16 protein-coding genes are annotated in these 24,933 nt (G+C 52.5%); 10 read left to right on the plus strand and 6 right to left on the minus strand.

What is annotated here, in order from left to right:
• Positions 1 to 70: 70 nt before the first annotated feature.
• Genes ACNAU7_RS02905 through ACNAU7_RS02920 form a run of 4 tightly spaced genes read left to right on the plus strand, consistent with a single transcriptional unit; the run spans position 71 to position 6,916 of the window.
• A complete protein-coding gene (locus tag ACNAU7_RS02905) occupies positions 71 to 2,917 on the plus strand; it encodes a DEAD/DEAH box helicase family protein (protein ID WP_416300538.1) in 2,847 nt (948 codons plus the stop codon).
• A 2-nt stretch (positions 2,918 to 2,919) separates the two neighbouring features.
• Positions 2,920 to 4,254, plus strand: a complete 1,335-nt coding sequence (locus ACNAU7_RS02910; RefSeq protein ID WP_416300540.1) for a restriction endonuclease subunit S — start codon at positions 2,920 to 2,922, stop codon at positions 4,252 to 4,254.
• An 18-nt stretch (positions 4,255 to 4,272) separates the two neighbouring features.
• A complete protein-coding gene (locus tag ACNAU7_RS02915; RefSeq protein WP_416300542.1) occupies positions 4,273 to 5,766 on the plus strand; it encodes an N-6 DNA methylase in 1,494 nt (497 codons plus the stop codon).
• Positions 5,767 to 5,818: 52 nt separating this feature from the next.
• Positions 5,819 to 6,916, plus strand: coding sequence for an NnrS family protein (locus ACNAU7_RS02920; RefSeq protein ID WP_416300544.1), 1,098 nt, complete (start codon positions 5,819 to 5,821; stop codon positions 6,914 to 6,916).
• A gap of 46 nt (positions 6,917 to 6,962) precedes the next feature.
• Here the strand turns inward: ACNAU7_RS02920 and ACNAU7_RS02925 are convergent, their stop codons facing one another.
• Positions 6,963 to 9,152 carry a primosomal protein N' gene (locus tag ACNAU7_RS02925; protein ID WP_416300546.1) on the minus strand — a complete coding sequence of 730 codons (2,190 nt, stop codon included), beginning with the start codon at positions 9,150 to 9,152 and terminating at the stop codon, positions 6,963 to 6,965.
• Between the two features lie 45 nt (positions 9,153 to 9,197).
• Positions 9,198 to 9,863 carry a hypothetical protein gene (locus ACNAU7_RS02930; RefSeq protein ID WP_416300548.1) on the minus strand — a complete coding sequence of 222 codons (666 nt, stop codon included), beginning with the start codon at positions 9,861 to 9,863 and terminating at the stop codon, positions 9,198 to 9,200.
• Between the two features lie 256 nt (positions 9,864 to 10,119).
• On the opposite strand from ACNAU7_RS02930, the gene ACNAU7_RS02935 reads away from it, so the two are divergent.
• Positions 10,120 to 10,902 carry a DsbC family protein gene (locus ACNAU7_RS02935; RefSeq protein WP_416300550.1) on the plus strand — a complete coding sequence of 261 codons (783 nt, stop codon included), beginning with the start codon at positions 10,120 to 10,122 and terminating at the stop codon, positions 10,900 to 10,902.
• A 100-nt stretch (positions 10,903 to 11,002) separates the two neighbouring features.
• Here ACNAU7_RS02935 and ACNAU7_RS02940 read toward each other — a convergent pair whose 3' ends face one another.
• Entirely contained in the window at positions 11,003 to 12,937 is a 1,935-nt protein-coding gene (locus tag ACNAU7_RS02940; RefSeq protein WP_416300552.1) for a MacB family efflux pump subunit, read from the minus strand.
• Between the two features lie 65 nt (positions 12,938 to 13,002).
• Positions 13,003 to 14,181: a MacA family efflux pump subunit gene (locus ACNAU7_RS02945; protein ID WP_416300803.1), complete on the minus strand. Its 1,179-nt coding sequence runs from the start codon at positions 14,179 to 14,181 to the stop codon at positions 13,003 to 13,005.
• Positions 14,182 to 14,406: 225 nt separating this feature from the next.
• Here ACNAU7_RS02945 and ACNAU7_RS02950 point away from each other — a divergent pair, with 225 nt between their 5' ends.
• Both ACNAU7_RS02950 and adhP read left to right on the plus strand, forming a co-directional pair.
• The gene (locus ACNAU7_RS02950; protein WP_416300554.1) at positions 14,407 to 14,796 is read left to right on the plus strand and encodes a type IV pilin protein; all 390 of its coding nucleotides are present in this window, start codon (positions 14,407 to 14,409) and stop codon (positions 14,794 to 14,796) included.
• A 282-nt stretch (positions 14,797 to 15,078) separates the two neighbouring features.
• The gene (gene adhP, locus ACNAU7_RS02955) at positions 15,079 to 16,125 is read left to right on the plus strand and encodes an alcohol dehydrogenase AdhP (protein WP_416300556.1); all 1,047 of its coding nucleotides are present in this window, start codon (positions 15,079 to 15,081) and stop codon (positions 16,123 to 16,125) included.
• Between the two features lie 301 nt (positions 16,126 to 16,426).
• On the opposite strand, the gene smc is transcribed toward adhP, so the two are convergent.
• Positions 16,427 to 19,912, minus strand: a complete 3,486-nt coding sequence (gene smc / locus ACNAU7_RS02960; protein WP_416300558.1) for a chromosome segregation protein SMC — start codon at positions 19,910 to 19,912, stop codon at positions 16,427 to 16,429.
• 248 nt (positions 19,913 to 20,160) lie between these two features.
• On the opposite strand from smc, the gene lpxH reads away from it, so the two are divergent.
• Together lpxH and ACNAU7_RS02970 are read left to right on the plus strand one after the other, a co-directional pair.
• Entirely contained in the window at positions 20,161 to 20,883 is a 723-nt protein-coding gene (gene lpxH / locus ACNAU7_RS02965) for a UDP-2,3-diacylglucosamine diphosphatase (protein WP_416300560.1), read from the plus strand.
• 268 nt (positions 20,884 to 21,151) lie between these two features.
• Positions 21,152 to 22,738, plus strand: coding sequence for an L-lactate permease (locus tag ACNAU7_RS02970; RefSeq protein ID WP_096107983.1), 1,587 nt, complete (start codon positions 21,152 to 21,154; stop codon positions 22,736 to 22,738).
• A 167-nt stretch (positions 22,739 to 22,905) separates the two neighbouring features.
• Here ACNAU7_RS02970 and ACNAU7_RS02975 read toward each other — a convergent pair whose 3' ends face one another.
• The gene (locus ACNAU7_RS02975) at positions 22,906 to 23,109 is read right to left on the minus strand and encodes a zinc-finger domain-containing protein (protein WP_127245347.1); all 204 of its coding nucleotides are present in this window, start codon (positions 23,107 to 23,109) and stop codon (positions 22,906 to 22,908) included.
• 230 nt (positions 23,110 to 23,339) lie between these two features.
• On the opposite strand from ACNAU7_RS02975, the gene ACNAU7_RS02980 reads away from it, so the two are divergent.
• Positions 23,340 to 24,533, plus strand: a complete 1,194-nt coding sequence (locus ACNAU7_RS02980) for an amino acid aminotransferase (protein ID WP_416300562.1) — start codon at positions 23,340 to 23,342, stop codon at positions 24,531 to 24,533.
• Positions 24,534 to 24,933: the final 400 nt, after the last annotated feature.

Raw genomic sequence — 24,933 nt, forward strand, 5'->3', positions numbered from 1 at the left:
AACTGCAACATTCTTACAAGCGGTTTGATATACTGTCAGGCATTTCGCAACAGCAGACAGATAACGGATAATGATGGATAACGCATATTCCTACAACCAAAATCCCGAACAGCGGGCGCGTGATTTAATCGATAAGAAATTGCGTGAAGCAGGCTGGGATGTGCAATCGTTCAAAGAGTTTAATCCCAATAAAAGCCTCGGAGCAGCCGTGCGCGAATATCCGACCGACAGCGGACCGGCAGATTATGTCTTATTTGTCGATAGAGAGCCGCTTGCCCTTATCGAAGCCAAAGAAGAAAACTTCGGTCATAGGCTCAATATGGTTGAAGAGCAAAGCGCACGCTATGCCGATAGCGAACTCAAGCATATCCCGCAAGCGGATATTGCTTTTTTATATGAAAGCACAGGTGTCATTACCCGCTTTACCAACCGCAACGATCCCGCCCCTCGTGCCCGTGAAGTATTCCACTTTCACCGTCCGGAAACGCTACAAAAATGGGCAAGCGAAGGCAAAAACACCCTGCGCGCCAAACTTAAAGCCATACCTGCTCCCAATCCCAACCATCTGTCTGCGGCCGAACTTGGTTTGCGCGATTGCCAATTAACCGCCATCGAAAATATGCAAGACTCTTTGGCAAAAGATTTGCCGTGCGCCTTGATTCAGATGGCCACAGGTGCAGGCAAAACCTATACCGCTATCAGTATTATGTATCGTTTGCTCAAATACACAGGCAAACGCCGCATTTTATTTTTAGTAGATACCGTCAATTTGGGCGAACAGGCCGAGCAGGAAATGTTGGTTTTCACTCCACCTGACGACAACCGCAAATTTACTGAACTCTACAACGCTCAAATCATCAAATCGCCGCACATTCCCAACGGCGTAGAAGTCTGCATTTGTACCATTCAGCGCATGTATTCGCTATTAAAAGGGGAAGACCTAGCGATACCGGATGACAGTATGGAATTGGAAGAATGGGAAAACCGCTTAAAAGAACCATTGCCCGTTGCCTATCAACCGGATCTACCGCCGGAATTTTTCGATTTTATCTTTATCGATGAATGCCATCGCTCCATTTACAACCTGTGGCGGCAAGTGTTGGATTATTTTGATGCCTATCTGATTGGATTAACGGCCACACCGGACAACCGCACTTTTGGCTTTTTCAATCAAAACGTCGTCAGCGAATACAGCCACGAACAAGCCGTTGCCGATGGCGTAAACGTAGGCAATGAAGTCTATCTGATCAATACCAAAATCAGCCTGGATGGCGGCAAATTCAAAGCCGAAGAGCTGGTCGAACACCGCGAACGCACCACACGCCGCAAACGCTGGCAGCAGCAAGATAGCGATGAAGACTATACCGCCAAGCAACTCGACAGAGATGTTGTCAATCCAAGCCAAATCCGCACCATTATCCGGACATTCCGCGACCATTTGCCCATCATGTTCCCAAATCGTCAAGAAGTGCCTAAAACCTTGATTTTCGCCAAAAACGACAGCCACGCCGACGACATCATCAAAATGGTGCGTGAAGAGTTTGGGCAAGGTAACGAATTTTGCAAAAAAATCACTTACAAAGCCAAAGACGATATTGTGGGAGAGAACGGCGAAATCATCGAACAAGGCGAAGAACCCAAAACCGTCTTGGCGAATTTCCGCAACAGCTACAACCCGCGCATTGCCGTTACCGTCGATATGATTGCCACGGGAACCGATGTCCGCCCGCTCGAATGCCTGCTGTTTATGCGCGATGTCAAAAGCCGCAACTATTTTGAGCAAATGAAAGGACGCGGCACACGCACGCTTGATAAAGAAGGCTTGCAAAAAGTCAGCCCTTCCGCATCATCAGCCAAAACCCATTATGTGATTGTCGATGCGATTGGCGTTACCAAATCGCTCAAAACGGCAAGCCAACAATTAGACACCAAGCGTTCGGTCAGCTTCTCCGATTTAGGAAAAGCCGTCGTTTTCGGCGGCGCATATGATAGCGACAGCATCAGCTCACTGGCGGCGCGCCTTGCCCGTTTAAACAAACAACTTGATGACGAACAACAGAAGCAAATCACTGCCATCACAGGCGGCATTCCATTACCGCAACTGGTCAAAGATTTATTTCACGCCATCAATGCCGATGAAATCCATCGGGCAGCCTGCGAGCAAGAAGGCATTTCCATTGATGAGACGCCGTCTGAAGAAACAGTTTTAAAGATACAAAAACAGCGCGTCAAAGCCGCCACACGTCCGCTTTCCATGGAGCTCATCACCACGTTGGACGACATCCGCAAACAAAACGAGCAGAAAATTGACGCCGAGATTGATGAAGTCATCCACGCAGGCTGGGCAGAAAATGATGAAACCCTGACCCAAGATTTTGCCGAATGGATACGCAGCAACAAAGACGAAATCACCGCCTTGCAGATTTTCTATAACCAGCCTTATCAACGCCAAGCCTTGAGCCTTGCGATGATTAAAGAGCTGGCAGCCGCCATCAAAAAAGCCAAACCGAAATTGGCATTTACCCATATTTGGCAGGCGTACGCGCGTTTGGATAACGTCAGCGAACAGGCAGAAAGCGAACTCACCGCCTTAGTCAGCCTTGTTCGCCGCGTGATTGGCATTGATGACAAAATCACCCCATTTACCAAAACCGTGCGTAAAAACTTCCAAACATGGACGTTTGAACACAACGCCCGCGCCGACAAACCGCTGACCGAAGAGCAAATGCAATGGCTGACCATGATTCGTGACCACATCATCACTTCCTTTGCCATCGAAGAAAATGACTTTGAACTTACCCCGTTCAACCAACACGGTGGATTGGGACAAGCCTGTGATGTATTGAGCGAAATTGCCGCCAACGACCAAGACTTTAACACCCTATTAGACGAGATTAACCGACAATGGACAGCATAACAATGACCACAGAACAGCAATTGCCGAAAGGGTGGAAGAAAACAACTTTTGAGGACGTTGCACAAGTAGTAAGCGGCGGCACCCCAAGCACCAAATTAGAAACAAACTTTGCTGAGAAAGGAAAGGGAATAGGTTGGATTACTCCCGCTGATTTAAGCAAATATACAGATAAATTTATTTCTAATGGTGCGCGAGATTTAAGTATTGATGGTTATAAATCTTGTTCAGCAAAACTATTACCAGCAGGAACAGTTCTTTTAAGCAGTAGAGCGCTAATTGGATATGTTGCTATTGCTCAAAGTGAATTATCAACAAATCAAGGTTTCAAAAACTTTATTCTTTCAGACGACATTCTTTCTGAGTACGCATATTATTATTTAAAATCAATAAAAAGTACTATTGAGAGCTTAGGAAGTGGAACAACTTTTCTTGAGCTATCCGCATCAAACGCTAAAAAAATCCCCATTATCTACCCAACCAGCAAAGAAACCCAACAAGCCATCGTCAATAAAATCGAAAGCCTGTTTGACGAAATCGACGAAGGCATAGGTCGTCTGAAAACCGCAGCACAGCAAATCCAACAATACCGCCAATCCCTGCTTAAAAACGCCTTTAACGGCGAACTCACCAAAGAATGGCGCAGCAAGCACGCAGATACCTTGCCGTCTGAAAACGAACTGCTCCCCCAAATTCAGACGGCCCGCGAACAACACCACGCCCAACAGCTTACCGACTGGCAGAATATAACTATTGGTGAAGTTGTAACAATCTCACCTAAAAAAGAAAAGGCTATCGATGATGATACTGATGTTTCTTTTTCATCAATGCACTTGATGTCATCATCGCTTTCAGAACATTTGACATATGAAATTAAAAAATGGGCAGACGTAAAAAAAGGATTTACTGTATTTAGAAATAACGATGTGTTATTAGCTAAAATTACTCCTTGTTTTGAAAATGGGAAAAGTGCTGTCGCTCAAGATTTAATTAATGGAATTGGTACAGGCTCAACAGAATTTATGGTCTTGAGATCTAGTAACCAAATACTTTCAAAATTTTTATATTTTCTTGTTAATACACCAGACTTTAGACAAGCAGGCATTCATAATATGACGGGTTCTGTTGGACACAAGCGAGTTCCAAAAGATTTTGTATCTACTTGGGCTTTTAGTTTGCCTCCATTAGCCGAACAAACCGAAATCGTTGCTATTTTAGAAAGCAAACTCACCGCCTGCGACCAACTTGCCGACGAACTTGCCAAACAACTCAAACAAGCCGAGCTGCTCAAACAGGCGGTCTTAAAAGCGGCTTTTTCAGGCAGCCTTTTGGATAAATAAATTAAAGAGAAAACGAATATGACCACAACGCAAAACCATACATCAAATGCCATCGTCCAAAAGGTTTGGAGTTTCTGCCATATGCTGCGCGATGACGGCGTGAGCTACGGCGACTATTTGGAACAAATTACGTATCTGATTTTTTTGAAAATGGCTTTTGAATACAGCCTGCCTCCCTACAATCGCGATGTCGGCATTCCAGAAGAATACAACTGGCAAAGCCTGACCGACCGCACGGGCGCGGAATTGGAAAGCCATTATCTCGCTTTGTTGCGCGATTTAAGTATGCGTAAAGGCTTGCTTGGGCAAATCTTTGCCAAGGCGCAAAACAAAATCCAAGACCCTGCCAAATTATCCCGTTTGGTGGCGATGATTGATGAAACCAAATGGACGCGCTTGGGCGTGGATGTGAAAGGCGATATTTACGAAGGTATTTTGGAAAAAAATGCCGAAGATACCAAATCCGGCGCGGGGCAATACTTTACGCCGCGCGCTTTGATTCAAGCAATTGTCGAATGCGTCCGCCCGCAGCCGGATACCCTGATTGCCGACCCGGCGGCAGGTACCGGCGGCTTTTTATTGGCGGCATACGGCTATTTGGAAAAACATGCCGATTTAAATGCCGAGCAAAAAGCGCGGTTAAAAAACGGGACGTTTTTCGGCAATGAAATCGTCGCCAATACCCGCCGTTTGTGTTTGATGAACCTATTTTTACACGGCATCGGCGAAATGGACGGCGATAGCCCGATCAGCTCCGACGATTCCTTGGTTGCACCAAGCCCGCGCAAAGCGGACTTGGTTTTGGCCAATCCGCCATTCGGCAAAAAAAGCACCATGACCATTACCAATGCCGAGGGCGAAGCCGAAACCGAAGATTTTGTCTATAACCGCCAAGACTTTTGGGCAACCACTTCCAACAAACAGGTCAACTTCTTGCAGCATATTTACACCATGCTCAAAAACAACGGACGGGCGGCCGTCGTCGTACCCGATAATGTGCTGTTTGAAGGCGGTGCAGGCGAAACTGTGCGTAAGAAGCTTTTGCAAATTACTGATTTGCATACAATTTTACGTTTGCCGACGGGTATTTTCTACGCGAATGGTGTTAAGGCAAACGTGTTATTTTTTGATAACCGCCCCGCACAGGAAAAAGCCGTTACCCAAGAAGTCTGGGTGTATGACTACCGCACCAATGTGCATCACACGCTGAAGAAAAAACCGATGCAGTTGGCAGATTTACAGGATTTCATTTCCTGCTATTGCCCTGAGGACCGTTCAAAACGTGTGGAAACCTATCATGCCGAAAACAATCCCGACGGACGCTGGCGTAAATTTAGTATCGATGAAATCAATCAGCGCGAAAAAACCAGCTTGGATATTTTCTGGCTGAAAGACCATTCTTTAACCGACTTGGACAATCTGCCCGCCCCCGATATTTTAGCCGATGAAATCATTGAAAATATCGAAGCGGCTTTGGAAAATTTCCGCAATGTGATTGGTGCATTGGTGTAATTGCAGACCGGGCTGCCAACATTGGGCATCAATGCCCGAACGGGATTAAATTATGAACACCTTTCTCACCCACCCTATGCGGCCGTTTTTCGTCGGCGCGGCAGTGCTTGCCATACTCGGCGCGTCGGTGTTTTTCATCAGCCCCGGCGCCATCGTCCTGCACCGCCAAATCTTTTTAGAACTCATGCTGCCGGCGGCATACGGCGGTTTTTTGACTGCGGCTTTGTTGGATTGGACAGGTTTTTCGGGCAACCTGAAACCTGCCGCTACTTTGATGGCGGTGTTGTTGCTTGTTGCGGCTGTTTTATTGCCGTTCTTACCGCAACTTGCCGCATTTTTCGTTGCCGCTTATTGGCTGGTGTTGCTGCTGTTCTGCGCCCGGCTGATTTGGCTGGACCGAAACACCGACAACTTCGCCCTCTTAATGCTGCTCGCCGCGTTCACTGTTTTTCAGACGGCATATGCCGTCAGCGGCGATTTGAACCTGTTGCGCGCGCAAGTGCATCTGAATATGGCGGCGGTGATGTTCGTATCCGTCCGCGTCAGCGTCCTTTTGGGCGCGGAAGCCCTCAAAGAATGCCGTCTGAAAGACCCCGTATTCATCCCCAACGCCGTTTATAAAAACATCGCCATCACCTTCCTGCTGCTGCACGCCGCCGCCGAACTTTGGCTGCCCGCGCAAACCGCCGGTTTTACCGCGCTCGCCGTCGGCTTCATCCTGCTCGCCAAGCTGCGTGAGCTTCACCATCACGAACTCTTACGCAAACACTACGTCCGCACTTATTACCTGCTCCAGCTCTTTGCCGCGGCAGGCTATTTATGGACAGGCGCGGCGAAATTGCAAAACCTGCCCGCCTCCGCGCCCCTGCACCTGATTACCCTCGGCGGCATGATGGGCGGCGTGATGATGGTGTGGCTGACCGCCGGACTGTGGCACAGCGGCTTTACCAAACTCGACTACCCGAAACTCTGCCGCATCGCCGTCCCCATCCTTTTCGCCGCCGCCGTTTCGCGCGCTGTTTTAATGAACGTGAACCCGATATTCTTCATCACCGTCCCCGCGATTCTGACCGCCGCCGTGTTCGTGCTTTATCTTTTCACGTTTGTTCCGATTTTTCGGGCGAATGCGTTTACAGGCGATCCGGAATAAAAATGCCGTCTGAAACGGTTTTCAGACGGCATCGTATTGCCGATAATCAAGCCTCTTGCACATCAACGTCCACCGACCATCTGATTTTGCCGTCGCGGTTTTGCTGCAACACCTGTACCCACAAACTCACGGCGCGATGCAAATCTTGTCGGGATGCCGATTCGAGGAAGATTTGCGCACGTTCGCGTTCGGCAAGGCGTACCATCAGCATGGGGGCTGCACCAAACTGGGAGACACTTTCGGGCAAAAGCGGAGCAATGGTTTCTTTGGCGGCGTTGAGAAATTCCATCGCATCGGCAACGCGCGGCGCGTCGGCTCGGACGGCCGTCTGAAAACCGAAGGGCGGCATGGCGAACATTTGCCGCTCGTTCAATTCGTTTTCGGAAAACACGGCATAGTCTTGCGCTTTGACGGCGGCGAAGACGGGATGTTCGGGCAGTTGGGTCTGTATCAACACCTTGCCGGGTTTGTCGGCACGCCCCGCCCTGCCGGACACCTGCATCAGCTCGGCGAACAGCCTTTCCGGTGCGCGAAAGTCCGCGCTGTACAGGCTGCCGTCGGCGTTCAACACGATAACGAGGTTGAGCCGCGCAAAATCATGGCCTTTGGCAAGCATCTGCGTGCCGACCAGAATGTCGATTTCGTTGTCGGCGATGCGGCGGTACAAATCCGCCCAGTCATTTTTGTGTGCGGTACTGTCCCTATCGACGCGGACGACGGCGGCCTTGGGCAGAAAGGCTCGCAAGGTTTCTTCGACGCGCTGCGTGCCGTGGCCGACGGCGGTCAGGTCTTGGTTGCCGCAGTCGGGGCATTTGAACGGGATGGGTTCGCGGTGGTCGCAGTGGTGGCAGCGCAGTTGGCGGGCGCGTTGGTGCAGCACCATTTTGGCGGAGCAGTTCGGGCAGCCGAAGGTATGGCCGCAGTCGCCGCAAAACAGCGCGGGCGCGAAGCCGCGCCGGTTGAGGTACACCAGCGACATGCCGCCTGCTTCAAAATTCTGTTTCAAAAGCTGCAAGGCTTGCGGCGAGAAGCCGTTGTCAAGTTTCAGACGGCCTACGTTGAGGATTTCCACTTGTGGCAGTTGCGCTGAAGCATGGGCGCGCTCGGTCAGTTGCAGCAGGCGGTACGCGCCACTTTGCGCCTTGTGCCAGCTCTCCAAGCTGGGCGTGGCACTGCCCAACACGACGGGGCAGCCGCTCTGCTTCGCCCGCCACACCGCCAAATCGCGGGCATGATAGCGCAATTCGTTGTCTTGTTTGAACGAGCCGTCATGTTCCTCATCGACTACAATCAGCCCAACATCAGGCAAAGGCGTGAACACCGCCAGCCGCGTGCCGATGACCAATTTCGCCTGCCCTAACATAGCGCGCAGATAATCCTGCGTGCGCCTGCCTGCCGCCATCTGGCTGTGCAACACGGCGGTCGGTACGTCAGCAAAACGGTCTTCCACCCGTTTTAAAAGCTGCGGCGTGAGGTTGATTTCGGGCAACAGAAACAACACCTGCCGCCCCTGCGCCAACACTTTCGCCATCGCATCGAAATACACCTCGGTCTTGCCGCTGCCGGTGATGCCGTACAGGAGAAACGGCTGAAAGCGTCCCAATGCCGTCTGAATGGCATCGGAAGCCTGCCGTTGGTCGGCATTCAACACAAATTCAGAGTACGAAGCCTGCCCGTGGTACGACCTCAATACAGGTTTCGCCGCTTCCGTCGTTTCAATCCAGCTTTGTTCAGCCCAATTCTCAATCAATTTCGCCGCCTGCGCGTTCACCTGCTTCAACGCTACCATCGTCATTCCGCCCGAAAGCAGCGCGTCCCACAAAGCCGCTTTTTTGTTGAACCGCGCCGGCGGCGGCGTTTGCGCCCTACCCGCTTCGTTCAAAGCGTAAAACAACGGCGGCTGCGGCATTTCCACCGCGCGCGTTTCCTTCAAACCCTGCGGCAGTGCGGCAAACACCGCCTGCCCGGTCGGATAGTGGTAATAACGCGACGTAAACGCCAACAAATCACGCCAGCTTTCGGGCAGCAGCGGCTCGTCCGAAAAGGCCGTCTGAACGCTCAAAATCCGCGCCATATCCATATCCGGCGCAATATCCGTTTCCCACACTATCCCGACCACGGTTTTATTGCGGAAAGGCACAAGCACCCGCATTCCCTGCGGCAGCGGCTCGGAATGGGAATAAGTCAAAAGGCCGTCTGAAAGCGGCACGTTTACGGCAATACGGTGGTAGATCATAGCGTGGTCGGAAAAATGGTTTGAGACCGTCTGAAGAGACGGAAGCTATTTGCACAAATACAAACAGTCTTTATCTAAAGTAAAGCCGTAACCCTGTTTCCACAAATCGAAATAAGGACGGAGAAAATCGCTGTCGGGCTTGGTGCGGTAAAGCGGATATTGCAGATAGGCGGACAGGTAATAATCGCAATTTATAGAATAATAGGCTTCGTCCAACACTTGTTCGGGGCTGTTGTCATCTGTATTACTAATCCGCCATTCATCAAATGCTTCTCCAAACAAGTCTTGAGTATCGTCAAACTCTTCCGCAGGCTCGCCAAAACGTATCTGTTTAATCGCTGCCAAGGCTGCAATCAGCTCTTCGTCTTCAACAAAGCGGGCAAATTCGCGCAACCCTTCCAACAAATGCTCACCCGTCTGTCTCACTTCTGCCTCATCTTGCGCAGGCGGGCAGAAATAGCCGGGAATATAGCCGCCGTCGAGGATCTCTTGGTTGTGTTCGGCAGTGTTTTGATATACAGGCATAATGCGCGCCAGCAATTCCTGTCCCTTTTCCAAAGGTTCAAACACCGCAGCCACGCCTTCTCCGTCGGGCATAAACCCCTGAAACAAACCGTAGAAATAATCTTCCCAGCCATTATATTTCTCTGCTGCCCGTGGCTCTTCGCCCTGCAGCTTAAACAGATATTCAGCGTATTCTTGTTGGTTCATTTTTTCTCTCAAAATGTCGATAAAATCTTTCAGTTGCCCGCAGCAAATCTTTCAGACGGCCTCAAACCGCACTAAAGTCCGCCCAGCCATATGTTTACGGCGATGCGGTGGTAGATCATACAAACAATCAAATTATTTTTTGCGTATTTTAACAGCCGGAAGCTATTTTCAGACGATAAATTGAGCCTCGGCGCAATGCAGGCGCAACAGAGGTTTGATACAATGCCGCTTTTCCAACACGCGCAATCATCTTTATATGAAAACCAAGTTAATCAAAATCTTAACCCCCTTTACCGTCCTCCCGCTGCTGGCTTGCGGGCAAACGCCCGTTTCCAATGCCAACGCCGAACCCGCCGTCAAAGCCGAGTCCGCCGGCAAATCCGTTGCCGCCTCTTTGAAAGCGCGTTTGGAAAAAATCTATTCCGCCCAAGATTTGAAAGTGTTGAGCGTCAGCGAAACACCGGTCAAAGGCATTTACGAGGTCGTCGTCAGCGGCAGGCAGATTATCTACACCGATGCAAACGCCGATTATCTATTTTCCGGCGAACTTATTGACATCAACAACCGGAAAAACCTCACCGAACAGCGTATGGCAGATTTGAACAAAATCGACTTCGCCTCCCTGCCTTTGGACAAAGCCATCAAAGAAGTGCGCGGCAACGGCAAACTGAAAGTCGCCGTCTTCTCCGATCCAGACTGCCCGTTCTGCAGACGCTTGGAACACGAGTTTGAAAAAATGACCGACGTAACGGTTTACAGCTTTATGATGCCCATTGCCGGCCTGCACCCCGATGCCGCCCGCAAGGCGCAAATCTTATGGTGCCAGCCCGACCGCGCCAAAGCGTGGACGGAATGGATGCGTAAAGGCAAATTCCCGGCCGGCGGCAGCATCTGCGACAACCCCGTCGCGGAAACCACTTCCTTGGGCGAACAGTTCGGCTTCAACGGCACGCCGACCCTCGTCTTCCCCAACGGGCGCAGCCAAAGCGGCTACAGCCCGATGCCCCAACTGGAGGAAATCATCCGCAAAAACCAATAATCCATCCGCAAAACAAAAGGCTTGAAACCGTGTTCCAAGCCTTTTTCAAATGCCGTCTGAAGCCTGTCGCGGCAGCTTCAGACGGCATCTTTGTCCAACCTCAATCCTGTGCCAATGCGTCTATCGGATTGAGTTTGGCTGCTTTATTGGCAGGCATAAAGCCGAACGCGATGCCGATTCCGGTCGAACAGGCGACCGCCCCGATAACGGATGCCGCCGAAATGTCCATCGGGAAGTCGGTTACAAAATGATTGAACACGAGGCTGACGGCGGCGGACAAACCTACGCCGACCAAACCGCCGATGACGCAGATTAACACCGCCTCAATCAAAAACTGCTGCAAGATATTGCCGCGCCGCGCGCCGATTGCCATCCGTATGCCGATTTCTTTGGTGCGCTCGGTAACGGACACCAGCATAATGTTCATCACGCCGATGCCGCCGACTACCAATGAAATCAGGGCGATGGAGGAAATCAGCAGCTTCATCGTGCCGGTGGTACTTTCGACCATCTGCCTGATGCTGTCGCTGTTGTTCATAAAGAAGTCTTCCGTGCCGTGCCGCGCTTTGAGCAGATCAGCCAGCCCTTTTTCGGCAACCTGGGTATTGGCATTGTCTTTGATTTTGACGGTGATGGAGTTGGTGTGGCTCTCGCCTGTGATTTGGTGCATCACCGTCGTATAGGGCGACCAAAGCATCAGCACGTCGGAATTGCCGAAAGCGTTTTCGTCTTTTTTCATCACGCCGATGACGGTCAAGGGGCGTTTCCTGAACAAAATGGTTTTACCCAACGGATCCGAATCCGCAAAGAGTTTGTCTTTGACATTTTGGTCGATGACGACGACTTGCGCGTCTTCTTTCACATCGTTTTCGTCAAACAGCCGCCCCGTTTCCAGCTTCAGCCCGCGCACGTCGAAATATTGTTCGCCCACGCCGTACAAAGAAGCGGTCAGGTCGGTATTGCGGTAAGTCAGCGTGCCGCCGCTCGAAGTCATGGGCGTGGCGGAAGCAACGTAGCTTTGTTTGGCGATGATTTTTGCGTCGTCTATGGTCAGGGTTTTGATTTTGCCGCTGCGCCTGTCGCCGAAGCCGCGCCCGGGGAAGATGCTGATGGTGTTCGTCCCCATCGAACTGATGTCTTCAAGGATTTTTTTCTGCGAACCGTTGCCCAATGCGACGACGGAAACCACCGAAGCGATACCGATGATGATGCCCAGCATCGTCAGAAGCGAACGCATTTTGTGCGCCAATACTGCTTGCACCGACATTCTGAAGGCTTCGACAAACTGGTCGTAATAAAACGACCACGAGGCTTTTTCCTGAATCCTCCCGACCTTGCTTGTGGGGATTTCGGGATTTTTCGAGGTGTCGGAAATGATTTCGCCGTCCCGGATTTCGATGACGCGGTTGGCGTTGGCGGCAATGCCGGGGTCGTGTGTGACCATAATGACGGTATGCCCGGCTTCGTGCAGCCTGCGGATGATTTCCATCACGTTTTTGCCGCTGGCGGTATCGAGTGCGCCGGTCGGCTCGTCGGCGAAGATGATTTCGCCGCCGTTCATCAGGGCGCGGGCGATGGAGACGCGCTGCTGCTGTCCGCCCGAGAGTTCGCCGGGCTTGTTGCTCTCTTTACTTGCCAAACCCAAATCCTGCAACAACTTCTCCGCCCGCGCGGAACGCTCTTTGCCGCCCATACCCATATACACGGCCGGCAGCGCGACGTTATCCCTTGCGGTCAGCGAGCTTAAGAGGTTGTAGCGTTGGAAGATGAAACCGAAGCGTTCGCGGCGCAATGCCGCCAGTTCGTCAGGCTGCATTTTGGCAGTTTCGATGCCGTCGATTCGGTACGAACCGGAACCGGCGGTATCCAAACAGCCGAGTATGTTCATCAGCGTGGACTTGCCCGAACCGGACTGCCCGATGATGGCGACAAAATCACCTTTCTCTATCGACAGGCTGATGTCTTTCAAAATATGGACGCGGTTCTCGCCGCTGCCGAAATAGCGGTTGATGTTTTTACATTCGATCAAGCTCATAATATTCCGTAAATCAATAACAAATGCCGTCTGAAACCGTTTCCGTGTTCAGACGGCATATTCGTTTATCGGCGCGGCGGGCCGCCCATGACGCGTTCGCTGCTTTCCTGTTGCTCGGCAGCGGTCATTTCGGAGATGACCACTTTGTCCCCCTCTTTCAAACCGCTTTTTACTTCGGTATTCATACTGTCTTTCATACCGGTTCGGATTTCGCGCTCCACTGCTTTGCCGTCTATACCCAACACGCGTACGAACGCCTTGCCGCCGCGATTTTTCACGGTCAGCGACGGAATAATCAGCACATTTTTCACGCCGTCGATTTCAACCGTATTCTGCGTCGTCATCCCCGTGGCGAGTTTGCCGTCCGGATTCGGCACAAACGAACGGGCATAATAATAGACCGCATTGGAAGCCGTATCCGTACTGCTGTTGTAGCCGCCCGACGACATCGTGGTCAGCCCGGGGTCGACGCTGTCGAGCTTCGCCTTAATCGGCGTATCCGGTTCGGACAAAATCGTAAACGAAATATCCTGCCCCGCCTTCACCTTGGTAATATCGCCCTCGGCAATCTGCATTTTGTTCAACATCATATCCAAATTGGCAAGCTGAATAATCGTCGGCGCGGACTGCGCCGCGTTCACGGTTTGCCCTTCTTCCACGGGAATCGCCACCACCGTGCCGTCCATCGTTGCGGTAATGCGCGTGTAGCCTAATTCCGACTCGGCGGTATTGATGGAAATTTTGCTCTGTCTGATTAAAGCCTTCAGCTCGGCAACATTGGCTTTGGCAGCGGCAAGCGCATCCTGCGCGCTTTCCAAATCTTCTTTAGAGGTCGCATCATCCTTCCACAACGCCGCCTGGCGTTTGTATTTCTTCTCCGCGCTGCCCAATACAATCTGTGCCGACACCAGCTTCGCCTGATACGTTTCCAATTTGGATTTTTCCGTATTGAGCGTGTTGGTCTGCGAGGTCGAATTGATTTCCGCAATCAAATCGCCCTTTTTGACCTGTTGCCCGAGCTTGACGTAAAGTTTCTTAATCTGCCCCGATGCCTGCGCGCCGACCGATACCAGGTTGGACGGCGAAATCTCCCCTGTCGCAGAAACCGTCCGGCTGATGTCGCCGCGCCTGACCGTTTCCGTAATATAAGAAGCCTGCGGTTCGGGCTTCAGATAAGACCATCCGCCCCAAACCGCTGCCGCCGCGACCGCCGCAACAGCCGCCCATTTCATCATTTTTGCCATATTTTCAATTCTCTGTATGCGCCAATCCCATAAATCGGAAGCGGATTCTACCGCAAATCCCTGCCCCATCCAAGGCGGCAAACTGCCGACAATAAAAATAACCATTTGTTTTAAATGGCTTATACAATCTGCTTTCCCGAAAATTTCAATCCGTTTACATATTCCGCCATTTCCGATACGGCGTTATAATGCCGTCGACCGACAAACAAATGGAAACACATTGCTATGAAAAACGTTCAAAAAGGCTTCACGCTGCTCGAGCTGCTGATTGCCGTCGCCATCCTCAGCATCCTGACGCTCATCGCCTACCCTTCTTATAAAGCCTACACCCGCCGCATCCGCCTGTCGGAAGTCAAATCCACCCTGCTGATGAACGCGCAAAACTTGGAGCGTTACTACCGCCAAAAAGGGACGTTTGACAACTACGACCAAACCAAACTGAAACAAAACAAGTATTTCAAAATTACCTTAAGCAAAGTCAACCCCGACCACTTCACCCTTCAGGCCGTCCCCGATCCGGCGACCAACGAAGGCGAAACCTGCATTGTCACGCTCAACGACGGCGGCACGCTTTCCGCCGCCGGCACCGGACAGTCCTGCCCGGACTTCGACTGATCCTCCGCCGAACCCGCAAACCCGTAAAAATGCCGTCTGAAGCTGTGTTCAGACGGCATTTTTGCGGGTTTCCCGTCCGGTTTTTTCAAACTGAAAACCTGCCGCCCCTTATCCGGCAACCGCCCGGATGCCGCGCCTTTCCAAGCCGTTATAGTATAACATATAACCCATATTTTTCAACAACATACAATTTGACCTGTAAGATGCGGAAGCGTATGCTTACCCTTATATCGGACAACATTCCGTTTACAGGTTTTTTTACCGTAACTAAGGAGCGCAATCATGAAAATGCAGGCAGTTGTTGTGAATAAAAATGTAGCGGGCGACGTGGAAGTAGTCGAACGCGAGGTTCGCCCGTTGGAATACGGCGAGGCATTGGTCGAAGTCGAATATTGCGGCGTGTGCCACACCGACCTGCACGTTGCGGCAGGCGACTACGGCGAAAAACCGGGCCGCGTGTTGGGACACGAGGGCATCGGTTTGGTTAAAGAAGTTGCCGACGGTGTGAAAAATCTGAAAGTCGGCGACCGCGTCAGCATCGCCTGGCTGTTCCAAAGCTGCGGCTCTTGCGAATACTGCAATACCGGCCGCGAAACCCTGTGCCGTTCCGTATTGAACGCGGGCTACACCGCCGACGGCGGTATGGCGACCCACTGCATCGTCAATGCGGATTATGCAGTCAAAGTCCCCGACGGTCTCGACCCCGCCCAAGCGTCCAGCATCACTTGCGCCGGCGTTACCTGCTACAAAGCCGTGAAAGTGTCCGGCGTGCGTCCGGGACAGTGGATTGCCATCTACGGCGCGGGCGGTTTGGGCAACTTGGGTGTCCAATACGCGAAAAAAGTATTCGGCGCGCACGTTGTCGCCATCGACATCAACGATGAAAAACTGGCGTTTGCCAAAGAAACCGGCGCGGATTTGATTGTCAACGCCGCCAAAGAAGACGCTGCCAAAGTGATTCAGGAAAAAACCGGCGGCGCACACGCTGCGGTCGTAACCGCCGTATCTGCTGCCGCATTCAACTCTGCCGTGGATTGCGTCCGTGCTGGCGGACGTGTGGTTGCCGTCGGACTGCCGCCGGAATCGATGGATTTGTCCATCCCACGTTTGGTTTTGGACGGCATCGAAGTGGTCGGCTCTTTGGTCGGCACGCGCAAAGATTTGGAAGAAGCCTTCCAATTCGGCGCGGAAGGTTTGGTTGTGCCGAAAGTCCAACTGCGTGCTTTGGATGAAGCACCCGCCATTTTCCAAGAAATGCGCGAAGGCAAAATCACCGGCCGTATGGTGATCGATATGAAAAAAGAATGCGGCTGCGGCCACCACCACTGATTTGACGTGGCAGTACACATCGAAATGCCGTCTGAACGCTGTTCAGACGGCATTTTTTTATGGATTTGGATTTGATTTTAATCTGTTCTGTTTGAAATACCGTCTGAAAACCCTTATCGCAACACGTCATTATAGTGAATTAACAAAAATCAGGACAAGGCGGCGAGCCGCAGACAGTACAAATAGTACGGCAAGGCGAGCCAACGCTGTACCGATTTAAATTTAATTCACTATACCGTCTGAAAACCCGTATCGCAACACTTCATTAAAAACGGCAAGATTCAGCCGTTCTGCAACCCGTTCAAACGGCTTCCGCCATTTCCAACGCCTGCTTGATGTCTACGGCGACGACGCGCGATACGCCTTTTTCCTGCATGGTTACGCCGACCAGCTGCTCTGCCATTTCCATGGTCAGGCGGTTGTGAGAAATGTAGAGGAACTGGGTTTGCGCCGACATTTCTTTGACCAGGTTGCAGAAACGCGAGGTGTTGGCATCGTCCAACGGAGCGTCGACTTCGTCCAAAAGGCAGAACGGAGCGGGGTTGAGGCTGAACAGGGCGAACACGAGGCTCATCGCGGTAAGGGCTTTTTCGCCGCCGGAAAGGAGGTGGATGGTGCTGTTTTTCTTGCCAGGCGGACGCGCCATGATGGATACGCCTGCGGTCAGGAGGTCGTCGCCTATCATTTTGAGGGTGGCTTCGCCGCCGCCGAACAGGGTCGGGAAGAAGGTTTGGACTTTGCTGTTGACGGCATCGAAGGTTTCTTTGAAACGCGCTTTGGTTTTGTCGTCGATTTGGGCGATGGCTTCTTCCAAAAGAGTAATGGCTGCCTGCACGTCTTCGCTTTGGCTGCGGTAGTAGCCGTCGCGTTCGCGCGCTTCTTCGAGTTCTTGCAGGGCGGCGAGGTTGACCGCGCCGAGTGCTTCGATTTGTTGCGAAAGGCTGCCGATGCTGGTGTTCAATACTTTCGGCGATTCTTTCGCCAACGCTTCGAGCGCGTCCAAATCGGCGGCGCGTTCGGTCAGGTTTTGATGGTAGCGTTTGGCGTTGATCAGGGCTTCCTGCTGCTGCAACAGGGCGGTTTGGGTAGCGGCCTGAAGCTGCGGCAGCTTGGTTTGCAGGGTTTGCACTTTAGCGTATTGCTCCCTGCCCTGTTCCTGAATCTGCGCGAGTTTCTCTTGCACAACAATATATTCTTCGTCCAAGGTCTGTACGGCTTCGCTTAATTCTTCAAGCTTGATGTGCTGCTCGTCGTTTTGGAACTCGGTTTCATAGGCGAGGGCAAGCTCTTGCTGGCGTTCCTGCCAGTCGAAGGTTTGCTGTTCAAGCTGTGCAATTTGCTGTTGGTAATTTTGTTTTTGTTGGTTGAGCTTGTGAACGGCAACTTCGGCCAGCCCATATTGTCGGTTGGCTTCCAACAGGGCAAGCTGCGCCTGTTTCAGACGGCCTTGCTGCTCTTGGCGGCTGTGCGCGGCGGTTTGCTGCTGGTGTTCGAGTTCGGCGGCGGCTTCCTGCAAAATGGCGATGTCGTCTGAAAGACCGTCGGACGTGTGTTGCAACACGGTCTGTTCTTCCGCCAATTGCGCCAGTTCGCGCTCGATGTGTTCGCGGCGGATTTGCCCTTGGTTGGTGCGCGCCAAAAGTTCGGCTGCGCGTTGCTGCGCTTGGCTGTATTGGCGCGTGTGCTGCTGTTGCTGCTGCATCAGGTTTTTATGTTGCACTTCAGACGAGCGCACAGCGGCTTCCGCCTGTTTAAACGCGGCTTCGGCGGCGGAGAGTTCGGGGGCGAGGTTTTCCAGTTCGGACGCGATGCCGTCGAGGCGCGCTTTTTGGGCAATCAGGCTTTCCTGTGCGGGCTTGGCATAGAGCAGGACGCTGACTTTGTCGATCTGATGGCCTTCGGGCGTGAGCCAGATTTGGTGTGCGCCCAAATCGTTTTGATGCGCGAGGGCGTAGCTCAAATCGGGCGCGCACAATACGCCGTCGAGCCAGTGGTGCAATGCCGTCTGAAACGGCGGCTGCGCTTGGATTTGGTTCAGCAATGCCTGTACGGGCAGCGATTTTTTGATGCCACCGGAGAGGCCGTCTGAAAGCCACGCCGCCTGCCCCTGCGGCAAAGGTTCGGGGGGAACGAAACCTTGCGGCACGGCGCGGGCGTGCAGGCGTTCGGCAAGGATGACGGACAAGGCGTGCCGCCACTCGGCGGGCGCGGTGATGTGTTGCCACAGTTGCGGCGCGGTGGCGTGGTTAGTTGCCTGCCAGAAGTCGGCGGCTTCCTGCTGCTGCGACAGGATTTGCGACAACGCCTGCTGCTGCGCCTGCAAGGTAATGTGTTGCTGCTTCAGGCTTTGGAATCGGCTTGAGGCCGTCTGAAACGCCTCGCGGGCGGCGTGTAAGGCTTCTTCGGCGGCAATGATTTGTTCTTCGTAATGCTCTTGCCGGCTTTGCAACAAGGCGGCGGCTTCCTGCGCGGCGGCGGTTTCGGCTTCGTCGGGCAGGTTCAGGGCTTGGTTTTCCTGTTTCAGACGGCCTTTGCGCTCTTCGTGCTTGGCAATCGTTTGTTCGGCATGGGCAAGCTGCTGCTGCTTCAACGCCAACTCGCGGCGGATGCGGTTTGCCTCGTCCTGCCGGGTTTGGAAGGCGGCGTTGAGCGCGGTTTGGGCTTCTTCCAATTCGGGCAGACGCTCTTCGTGTTCGGCAACCTGCATCGCCCATTCCGCCAATTCGGTTTGCTTTTCTTCAGCCTGCAACTCGTTTTCTTCAAGCTGCACGCGGATTTGCTGCTGCTCCTGATGGATGCGCTGCATCTGCGCCTGCGCCGCCTGCTTGTCGCGTTCGATGCGTTGGTGCAGGTTTTGCCGGTGGCGGATTTGTTCTTCCAAACGGGCAATCTGCTCGCGCAACACGCCGCGTTTGTTGCTCAATTCATGTACCGCCTGTTGCTGCGACTGTTCGGCGGTCTGCAAGGCGTGTACTTCGTCGTTTAACGCCTGAACCTGCGCGGCGGTTTCGTCCTGCTGCGCCTGCAAAGACTGATGCTGCGCGGTCGCCTTGTCAGCGGCGGCAAGCGATTGCCGCCATTGGGCGTAATCGAGCAAATCCTGTTGTTGGTTCAACTGCGCGGTCAGGGATTTGTAGCGTTCGGCGGTTTCCGCTTGTTTTTCCAGCTTTTCCACCTGACGCGCCAACTCGTTCTGCAAATCGCCCAAACGCTGCAAATGCTCGCGCGTGTCTTTCAGACGGCCTTCCGTCTCCTTGCGGCGTTCCTTATATTTGGACACGCCTGCCGCCTCCTCGATATAGGCGCGCAACTCCTCCGGCCGCGCTTCGATGATGCGCGAAATCATCCCCTGCTCGATAACGGCATAACCGCGCGCACCCACGCCCGTACCTAGAAACAAATCGGTAATGTCGCGGCGGCGCACGGTCTGATTGTTGATGAAATAAGTCGATTCGCCCTGCCGCGTCAGCTGCCGCTTGATGCTCACCTCGGCATACTGCCCCCACGCCCCCTGCAAACTGTGGTCGCTGTTGTCAAACACCAGCTCCACCGAAGCCCTCGGCGCAGGACGGCGCGTCGCCGCACCGTTAAAAATCACGTCCTGCATACTCTCGCCGCGAAGCTGCTTCGCCGAAGCCTCACCCAACACCCAGCGCACTGCGTCAATCACATTCGACTTGCCGCAGCCGTTCGGCCCGATAACCGCGACAAGCTGCCCCGGAACATGAATCGTGGTCGGGTCGGTAAAAGATTTGAAGCCGGAGAGTTTGATGTGGGTCAGGCGCATAATGGTCGGAAAAAATAAAAAAGAAGCGTATTTTAACGGAAATCCCGCCGCACCACCCCATATCTTTCCGGCAAAACCTTACCGCATCCTACGCCCGCGATGCCGTCTGAAGCCTTCAGACGGCATTTTTAACGCGCCCGAACCCCGGTTCCGCCAACGCCCGATGCTTGGCGCGGCATTTGCCGTATTGCCCCGCCACCGGGCGCGTTATAATCCGCCACTACATCCGCCCGATTGGAAATCAACCTATGAAACCCGCCTATTTCATTTCCGACCTGCATTTGAGCGAAAAGCACCCCGAACTGACCGCGCTGCTGCTGCGTTTTTTACGTTCTTCCGCCGCCGGGCAGGCGCGGGCGGTTTATATTTTGGGCGATTTGTTTGATTTCTGGGTGGGCGATGACGAAGTTTCCGAGTTGAATACTTCGGTTGCGCGTGAAATCAGGAAATTGTCCGACAAAGGCGTTGCCGTGTTCTTCGTCAGGGGCAACCGCGATTTCCTGATTGGGCGGGATTTTTGCCGGCAGGCGGGTATGACGCTGCTGCCGGATTACTCGGTTTTGGACTTGTTCGGCTGCAAAACCCTCATCTGCCACGGCGACACTCTGTGTACGGATGACAGGGCATACCTGCGTTTCCGCCGCATCGTGCATTGCAGGCGGCTGCAAAAACTGTTCCTGATGCTGCCCCTGAAGTGGCGCACGCGCCTTGCCGCCAAAATCAGGCGTGTCAGCAAAATGGAAAAACAGGTCAAGCCCGCCGATATTATGGATGTCAATGCCGCCTTTACCGCGCGGCAGGTCCGCGCCTTCGGTGCGGAAAGGCTGATACACGGGCATACCCACCGCGAGCATATCCATCACGAAAACGGCTTTACCCGCATCGTTTTGGGCGACTGGCACGGCAGTTATGCCTCGATTCTGCGTGTGGACGGGGACGGCGCGGTATTCGTGCCGCTGGAAAAATGCTGAAAATGCCGTCTGAAGCCTTTCGGACGGCTTTTTTTACACGCCCCTTTCCCACACTCCCTCCGCCGCATCATCACCATCCTTAACCCGCATTAATAGCCATTATCGATAAAATGCTTGACCGATTACATAAGATTACGTAAAGTGTGTAAACGCATAATAATTGGTCTTACCAATTTATCTTTTAACCAAAATATCGGGTGTGCGGGATTTGAACGTCTTTCCAAACCTCAACGCGCCTTATGATGCAAATGCCTAAAAAGGATTCGTTATGGCACTTTTCCTCAGCATATTCCCCATCGTCCTGCTGATTTGGCTGATGGTGAAAAAAAACAGTATGCCTTCCTACGTCGCGCTGCCGATTACCGCAGTGCTGATTTACGCCATCAAACTTTTCTACTTCGGCGATGCGGGAATGCTGCTCAACGCCACCGCCGCTTCCGGCCTCGTCAAAACGCTCACGCCGATTACCGTAATTTTCGGCGCGATTATGTTCAACCGTATGATGGAAACCACGGGCTGCATCGATGTCATCCGCAAATGGCTGGCGACCATCAGTCCGAACCCCGTAGCGCAACTGATGATTATCGGCTGGTCGTTTGCCTTTATGATTGAAGGCGCATCCGGCTTCGGCACGCCTGCTGCGATTGCCGCGCCGATTCTGATGAGCTTGGGCTTCAATCCGTTGAAAGTAGCGATTTTCACTTTGGTGATGAACTCCGTGCCGGTATCGTTCGGCGCGGTCGGTACGCCGACCTGGTTCGGTTTCGCACCGCTGAACCTGAGTGCCGAAGATATCCTCGCCATCGGCAGGCAGACCGGCGTGATGCACTTCTTCGCGGGTTTCGTCATCCCCGTCATCGGCTTGAGTTTTATCGTACCTTGGTCTGAAATCCGCAAAAACTTGGGCTTCGTCGCCATTGCCGTTTTCTCCTGTACCCTTCCCTATGTCGCATTAGCAATGGTCAACGAAGAATTTCCTTCTTTGGTTGCCGGCGCAATCGGTCTGATGTTTTCCGTATTTGCAGCTAATAAAGGCTGGGGCTTGAGCAAAGACCACGCCAAAGACCCGAATGCCGAAAAAGTGCCGTTCGCCCAAGTCGCCAAAGCACTCGCCCCTTTGGGTATGCTGATCGGTATGCTGGTGGTTACGCGCATCAAACAGATCGGCATCAAAGGCATTTTGACCAGCAAAGAAGAATGGTTCAGCTTCCAACTGCCGTTTGATTTGTCCAAAATTACCGTCAGCGACTCCCTGACGATTACCTTCGGCAATATTTTCGGACAAGATGTCAGCGCGTCTTACCAAACGCTGTACGTTCCCGCTTGGATTCCGTTTGTCTTTACCGTTTGGATCTGCATCCTGCTGTATAAGACCAAATTCAAAGATGCTTGGACGATTTATGCCGTAACCTTCAATCAAACCAAAAAACCGCTGCTTGCCCTGATGGGCGCGCTGATTATGGTTCAGCTGATGCTGGTCGGCGGCGACAATTCGATGGTGAAAATCATCGGCAAGGAATTTGCCGCAATGGCGGGCGAACACTGGGTTTACTTCTCGCCCTACCTGGGTGCGATCGGCGCGTTCTTCTCCGGCTCCAACACCGTGTCCAACCTGACCTTCGGCCCGATTCAGCAGCAAATCGCCCTTGATACCGGACTCTCCGTTACCCTGATTTTGGCGTTGCAGTCCGTCGGCGGCGCGATGGGCAATATGGTGTGCCTCAACAACATCATCGCCGTATGTACCGTATTGGATGTGAAAAATTCCGAAGGTGCGATTATCAAGAAAACCGTTATCCCGATGGCGATTTACGGCGTGATTGCCGTCGTCACGGCAATGATTTTCTTCCTCTAGGCGAAACGCCGCCATCCATAGCGGCAGCACGCGGGGAACGGAAACCGCCGTTCCCCGTCCGGGTGGCGCGTCGGGCAGAATCCCGGTGCCGGAACAGCCCGCCCCGCCAAACAAATGCCGTCTGAAACCGGAAAAGGCTTCAGACGGCATTTTTCCGCCGTTTGCATTCAGGCGTAATGATGATGCGGCATCTTTCCGTCAAGACGGTAGCGCGTGCCGCAATACGGACAGGCAACGCTGCCCGATTCTCCTTCGCCCAAAGGCAAAAACACTCTCGGATGCCCGTTCCACTGCTCGTTGTCGGGCCCCAAGCAATACAGCGGCAGATTTTCCGGCAACACGGAAATTTCCTGCGGATTCAGATTGTCCATTTGATTTTCCTTTGCGTGGTTGGCGTGCGCCCATTTTACGCCATCGGCAAAATAAAGGATATTGCCGAATCCGCCGAACAAGACTGCCCCTACTTGCAGAACACATCCTGTCAAACCGGACGGCATTCGCCCATATCGGGCAGGCGTGATTGCGTCTGTTTCCAGCCCGTGTAAAACAGCGTAAAATCGGCAAACCCGAATGACCTTCCGTCCCCATCAAGGAGCAAGCTATGTTCTTCAAGCACATCGAAGCCGCCCCCGCCGATCCGATTCTCGGTTTGGGCGAAGCGTTCAAAGCCGAAACCCGCCCCGAAAAAGTCAACCTCGGCATCGGCGTTTATAAAGACGCATCCGGCGCGACACCCATTGTCAAAGCTGTCAAAGAAGCCGAAAAACGCCTGTTGGAAAGTGAAACCACCAAAAACTACCTGACCATCGACGGCGTTGCCGATTACAACGCGCAAACCCAAATCCTGCTGTTTGGCAAAGACCACGAAATCATCGCCAGCCGCCGCGCCAAAACAGCGCAAAGCCTTGGCGGTACAGGCGCATTGCGTATTGCGACCGAGTTTGCCAAACGTCAGTTGAACGCGCAAACCATCTGGATTTCCAATCCGACTTGGCCAAACCACAACGCCATCGCCAAAGCGGTCGGTATCCAAGACAAACCTTATCGCTACTATGATGCCGCCAAACACGGTTTGGATTGGGACGGTATGATTGAAGACTTGAGCCAAGCGCAAAAAGGCGACATCGTCCTGCTGCACGGCTGCTGCCACAACCCTACCGGCATCGACCCTACGCCCGAACAATGGGAAACTCTGGCAAAACTTTCTGCCGAAAAAGGCTGGTTGCCGCTGTTTGACTTTGCCTACCAAGGCTTTGGCAACGGTTTGGAAGAAGATGCCTACGGCTTGCGCGTGTTCTTGAAACACAATACAGAATTGCTGATTGCCAGCTCTTATTCCAAAAACTTCGGTATGTACAACGAGCGCGTGGGCGCGTTCACTTTGGTGGCCGAAGATGAAGAAACAGCAGCCCGCGCCCACAGCCAAGTCAAAACCATCATCCGTACCTTGTATTCCAACCCGGCCTCACACGGCGCGAACACCATTGCGCTGGTGTTGAAAAATGATGATTTGAAAGCACAATGGATTGCCGAACTCGATGAAATGCGCGGCCGCATCAAAGCCATGCGCCAAAAATTTGTCGAGTTGCTCAAAGCCAAAGGTGCAAGCCAAGACTTTGATTTCATTATCGAACAAAACGGTATGTTCTCCTTCAGCGGCTTAACTCCCGAACAAGTTGACCGCCTGAAAAACGAGTTTGCCATTTATGCCGTCCGTTCTGGCCGAATCAACGTCGCCGGCATTACCGACGACAACATCGATTATCTGTGCGAAAGCATCGTAAAAGTACTGTAAAAAGCACAGCCATATGAAAATGCCGTCTGAACCTTAACCAGTTCAGACGGCATCTGTTTTTTGTTAAAAAACAATAAACTATAACAATTTCAAACAAGCTAAAAACATCTATAAAATCAACCCAATATGATGAACTCAAATAAAAAATACGAATATCATCATTCTCAAATTCAAAATTTGAACGCCACAGTATTATCCGAAGCCACAAAAACCTTTCCGCCGTCATTCCCGCGCAGGCGGGAATCCGGGAACCCAATGCTGCAAGAATTGATTAGAAATAACTGAAACCGAGCAAACTGGATTCCCGCCTGCGCGGGAATGACGAAATAAGGCAAGTAAAACTGATGAAACAAACTAATTAAAAACAATAACTTATATTATTTTCTTTATAGTGGATTAA

This window comes from Neisseria sp. LACPHL-SPEC-2024-00856 (assembly GCF_047915665.1).
GTDB lineage: Bacteria > Pseudomonadota > Gammaproteobacteria > Burkholderiales > Neisseriaceae > Neisseria > Neisseria polysaccharea.

What these genes read in the sequence shown, in the direction of transcription:
- ACNAU7_RS02920 (WP_416300544.1), top strand. Translation starts at nt 5,819, where the DNA reads ATGAACACCTTTCTCACCCACCCTATGCGGCCGTTTTTCGTCGGCGCG.
- ACNAU7_RS02975 (WP_127245347.1), bottom strand. Translation starts at nt 23,109, where the DNA reads ATGGACAATCTGAATCCGCAGGAAATTTCCGTGTTGCCGGAAAATCTG.
- lpxH (WP_416300560.1), top strand. Translation starts at nt 20,161, where the DNA reads ATGAAACCCGCCTATTTCATTTCCGACCTGCATTTGAGCGAAAAGCAC.
- smc (WP_416300558.1), bottom strand. Translation starts at nt 19,912, where the DNA reads ATGCGCCTGACCCACATCAAACTCTCCGGCTTCAAATCTTTTACCGAC.
- ACNAU7_RS02935 (WP_416300550.1), top strand. Translation starts at nt 10,120, where the DNA reads ATGAAAACCAAGTTAATCAAAATCTTAACCCCCTTTACCGTCCTCCCG.
- ACNAU7_RS02945 (WP_416300803.1), bottom strand. Translation starts at nt 14,181, where the DNA reads ATGGCAAAAATGATGAAATGGGCGGCTGTTGCGGCGGTCGCGGCGGCA.
- ACNAU7_RS02980 (WP_416300562.1), top strand. Translation starts at nt 23,340, where the DNA reads ATGTTCTTCAAGCACATCGAAGCCGCCCCCGCCGATCCGATTCTCGGT.
- ACNAU7_RS02970 (WP_096107983.1), top strand. Translation starts at nt 21,152, where the DNA reads ATGGCACTTTTCCTCAGCATATTCCCCATCGTCCTGCTGATTTGGCTG.
- ACNAU7_RS02905 (WP_416300538.1), top strand. Translation starts at nt 71, where the DNA reads ATGATGGATAACGCATATTCCTACAACCAAAATCCCGAACAGCGGGCG.
- ACNAU7_RS02930 (WP_416300548.1), bottom strand. Translation starts at nt 9,863, where the DNA reads ATGAACCAACAAGAATACGCTGAATATCTGTTTAAGCTGCAGGGCGAA.
- ACNAU7_RS02915 (WP_416300542.1), top strand. Translation starts at nt 4,273, where the DNA reads ATGACCACAACGCAAAACCATACATCAAATGCCATCGTCCAAAAGGTT.
- adhP (WP_416300556.1), top strand. Translation starts at nt 15,079, where the DNA reads ATGAAAATGCAGGCAGTTGTTGTGAATAAAAATGTAGCGGGCGACGTG.
- ACNAU7_RS02910 (WP_416300540.1), top strand. Translation starts at nt 2,920, where the DNA reads ATGACCACAGAACAGCAATTGCCGAAAGGGTGGAAGAAAACAACTTTT.
- ACNAU7_RS02925 (WP_416300546.1), bottom strand. Translation starts at nt 9,152, where the DNA reads ATGATCTACCACCGTATTGCCGTAAACGTGCCGCTTTCAGACGGCCTT.
- ACNAU7_RS02950 (WP_416300554.1), top strand. Translation starts at nt 14,407, where the DNA reads ATGAAAAACGTTCAAAAAGGCTTCACGCTGCTCGAGCTGCTGATTGCC.
- ACNAU7_RS02940 (WP_416300552.1), bottom strand. Translation starts at nt 12,937, where the DNA reads ATGAGCTTGATCGAATGTAAAAACATCAACCGCTATTTCGGCAGCGGC.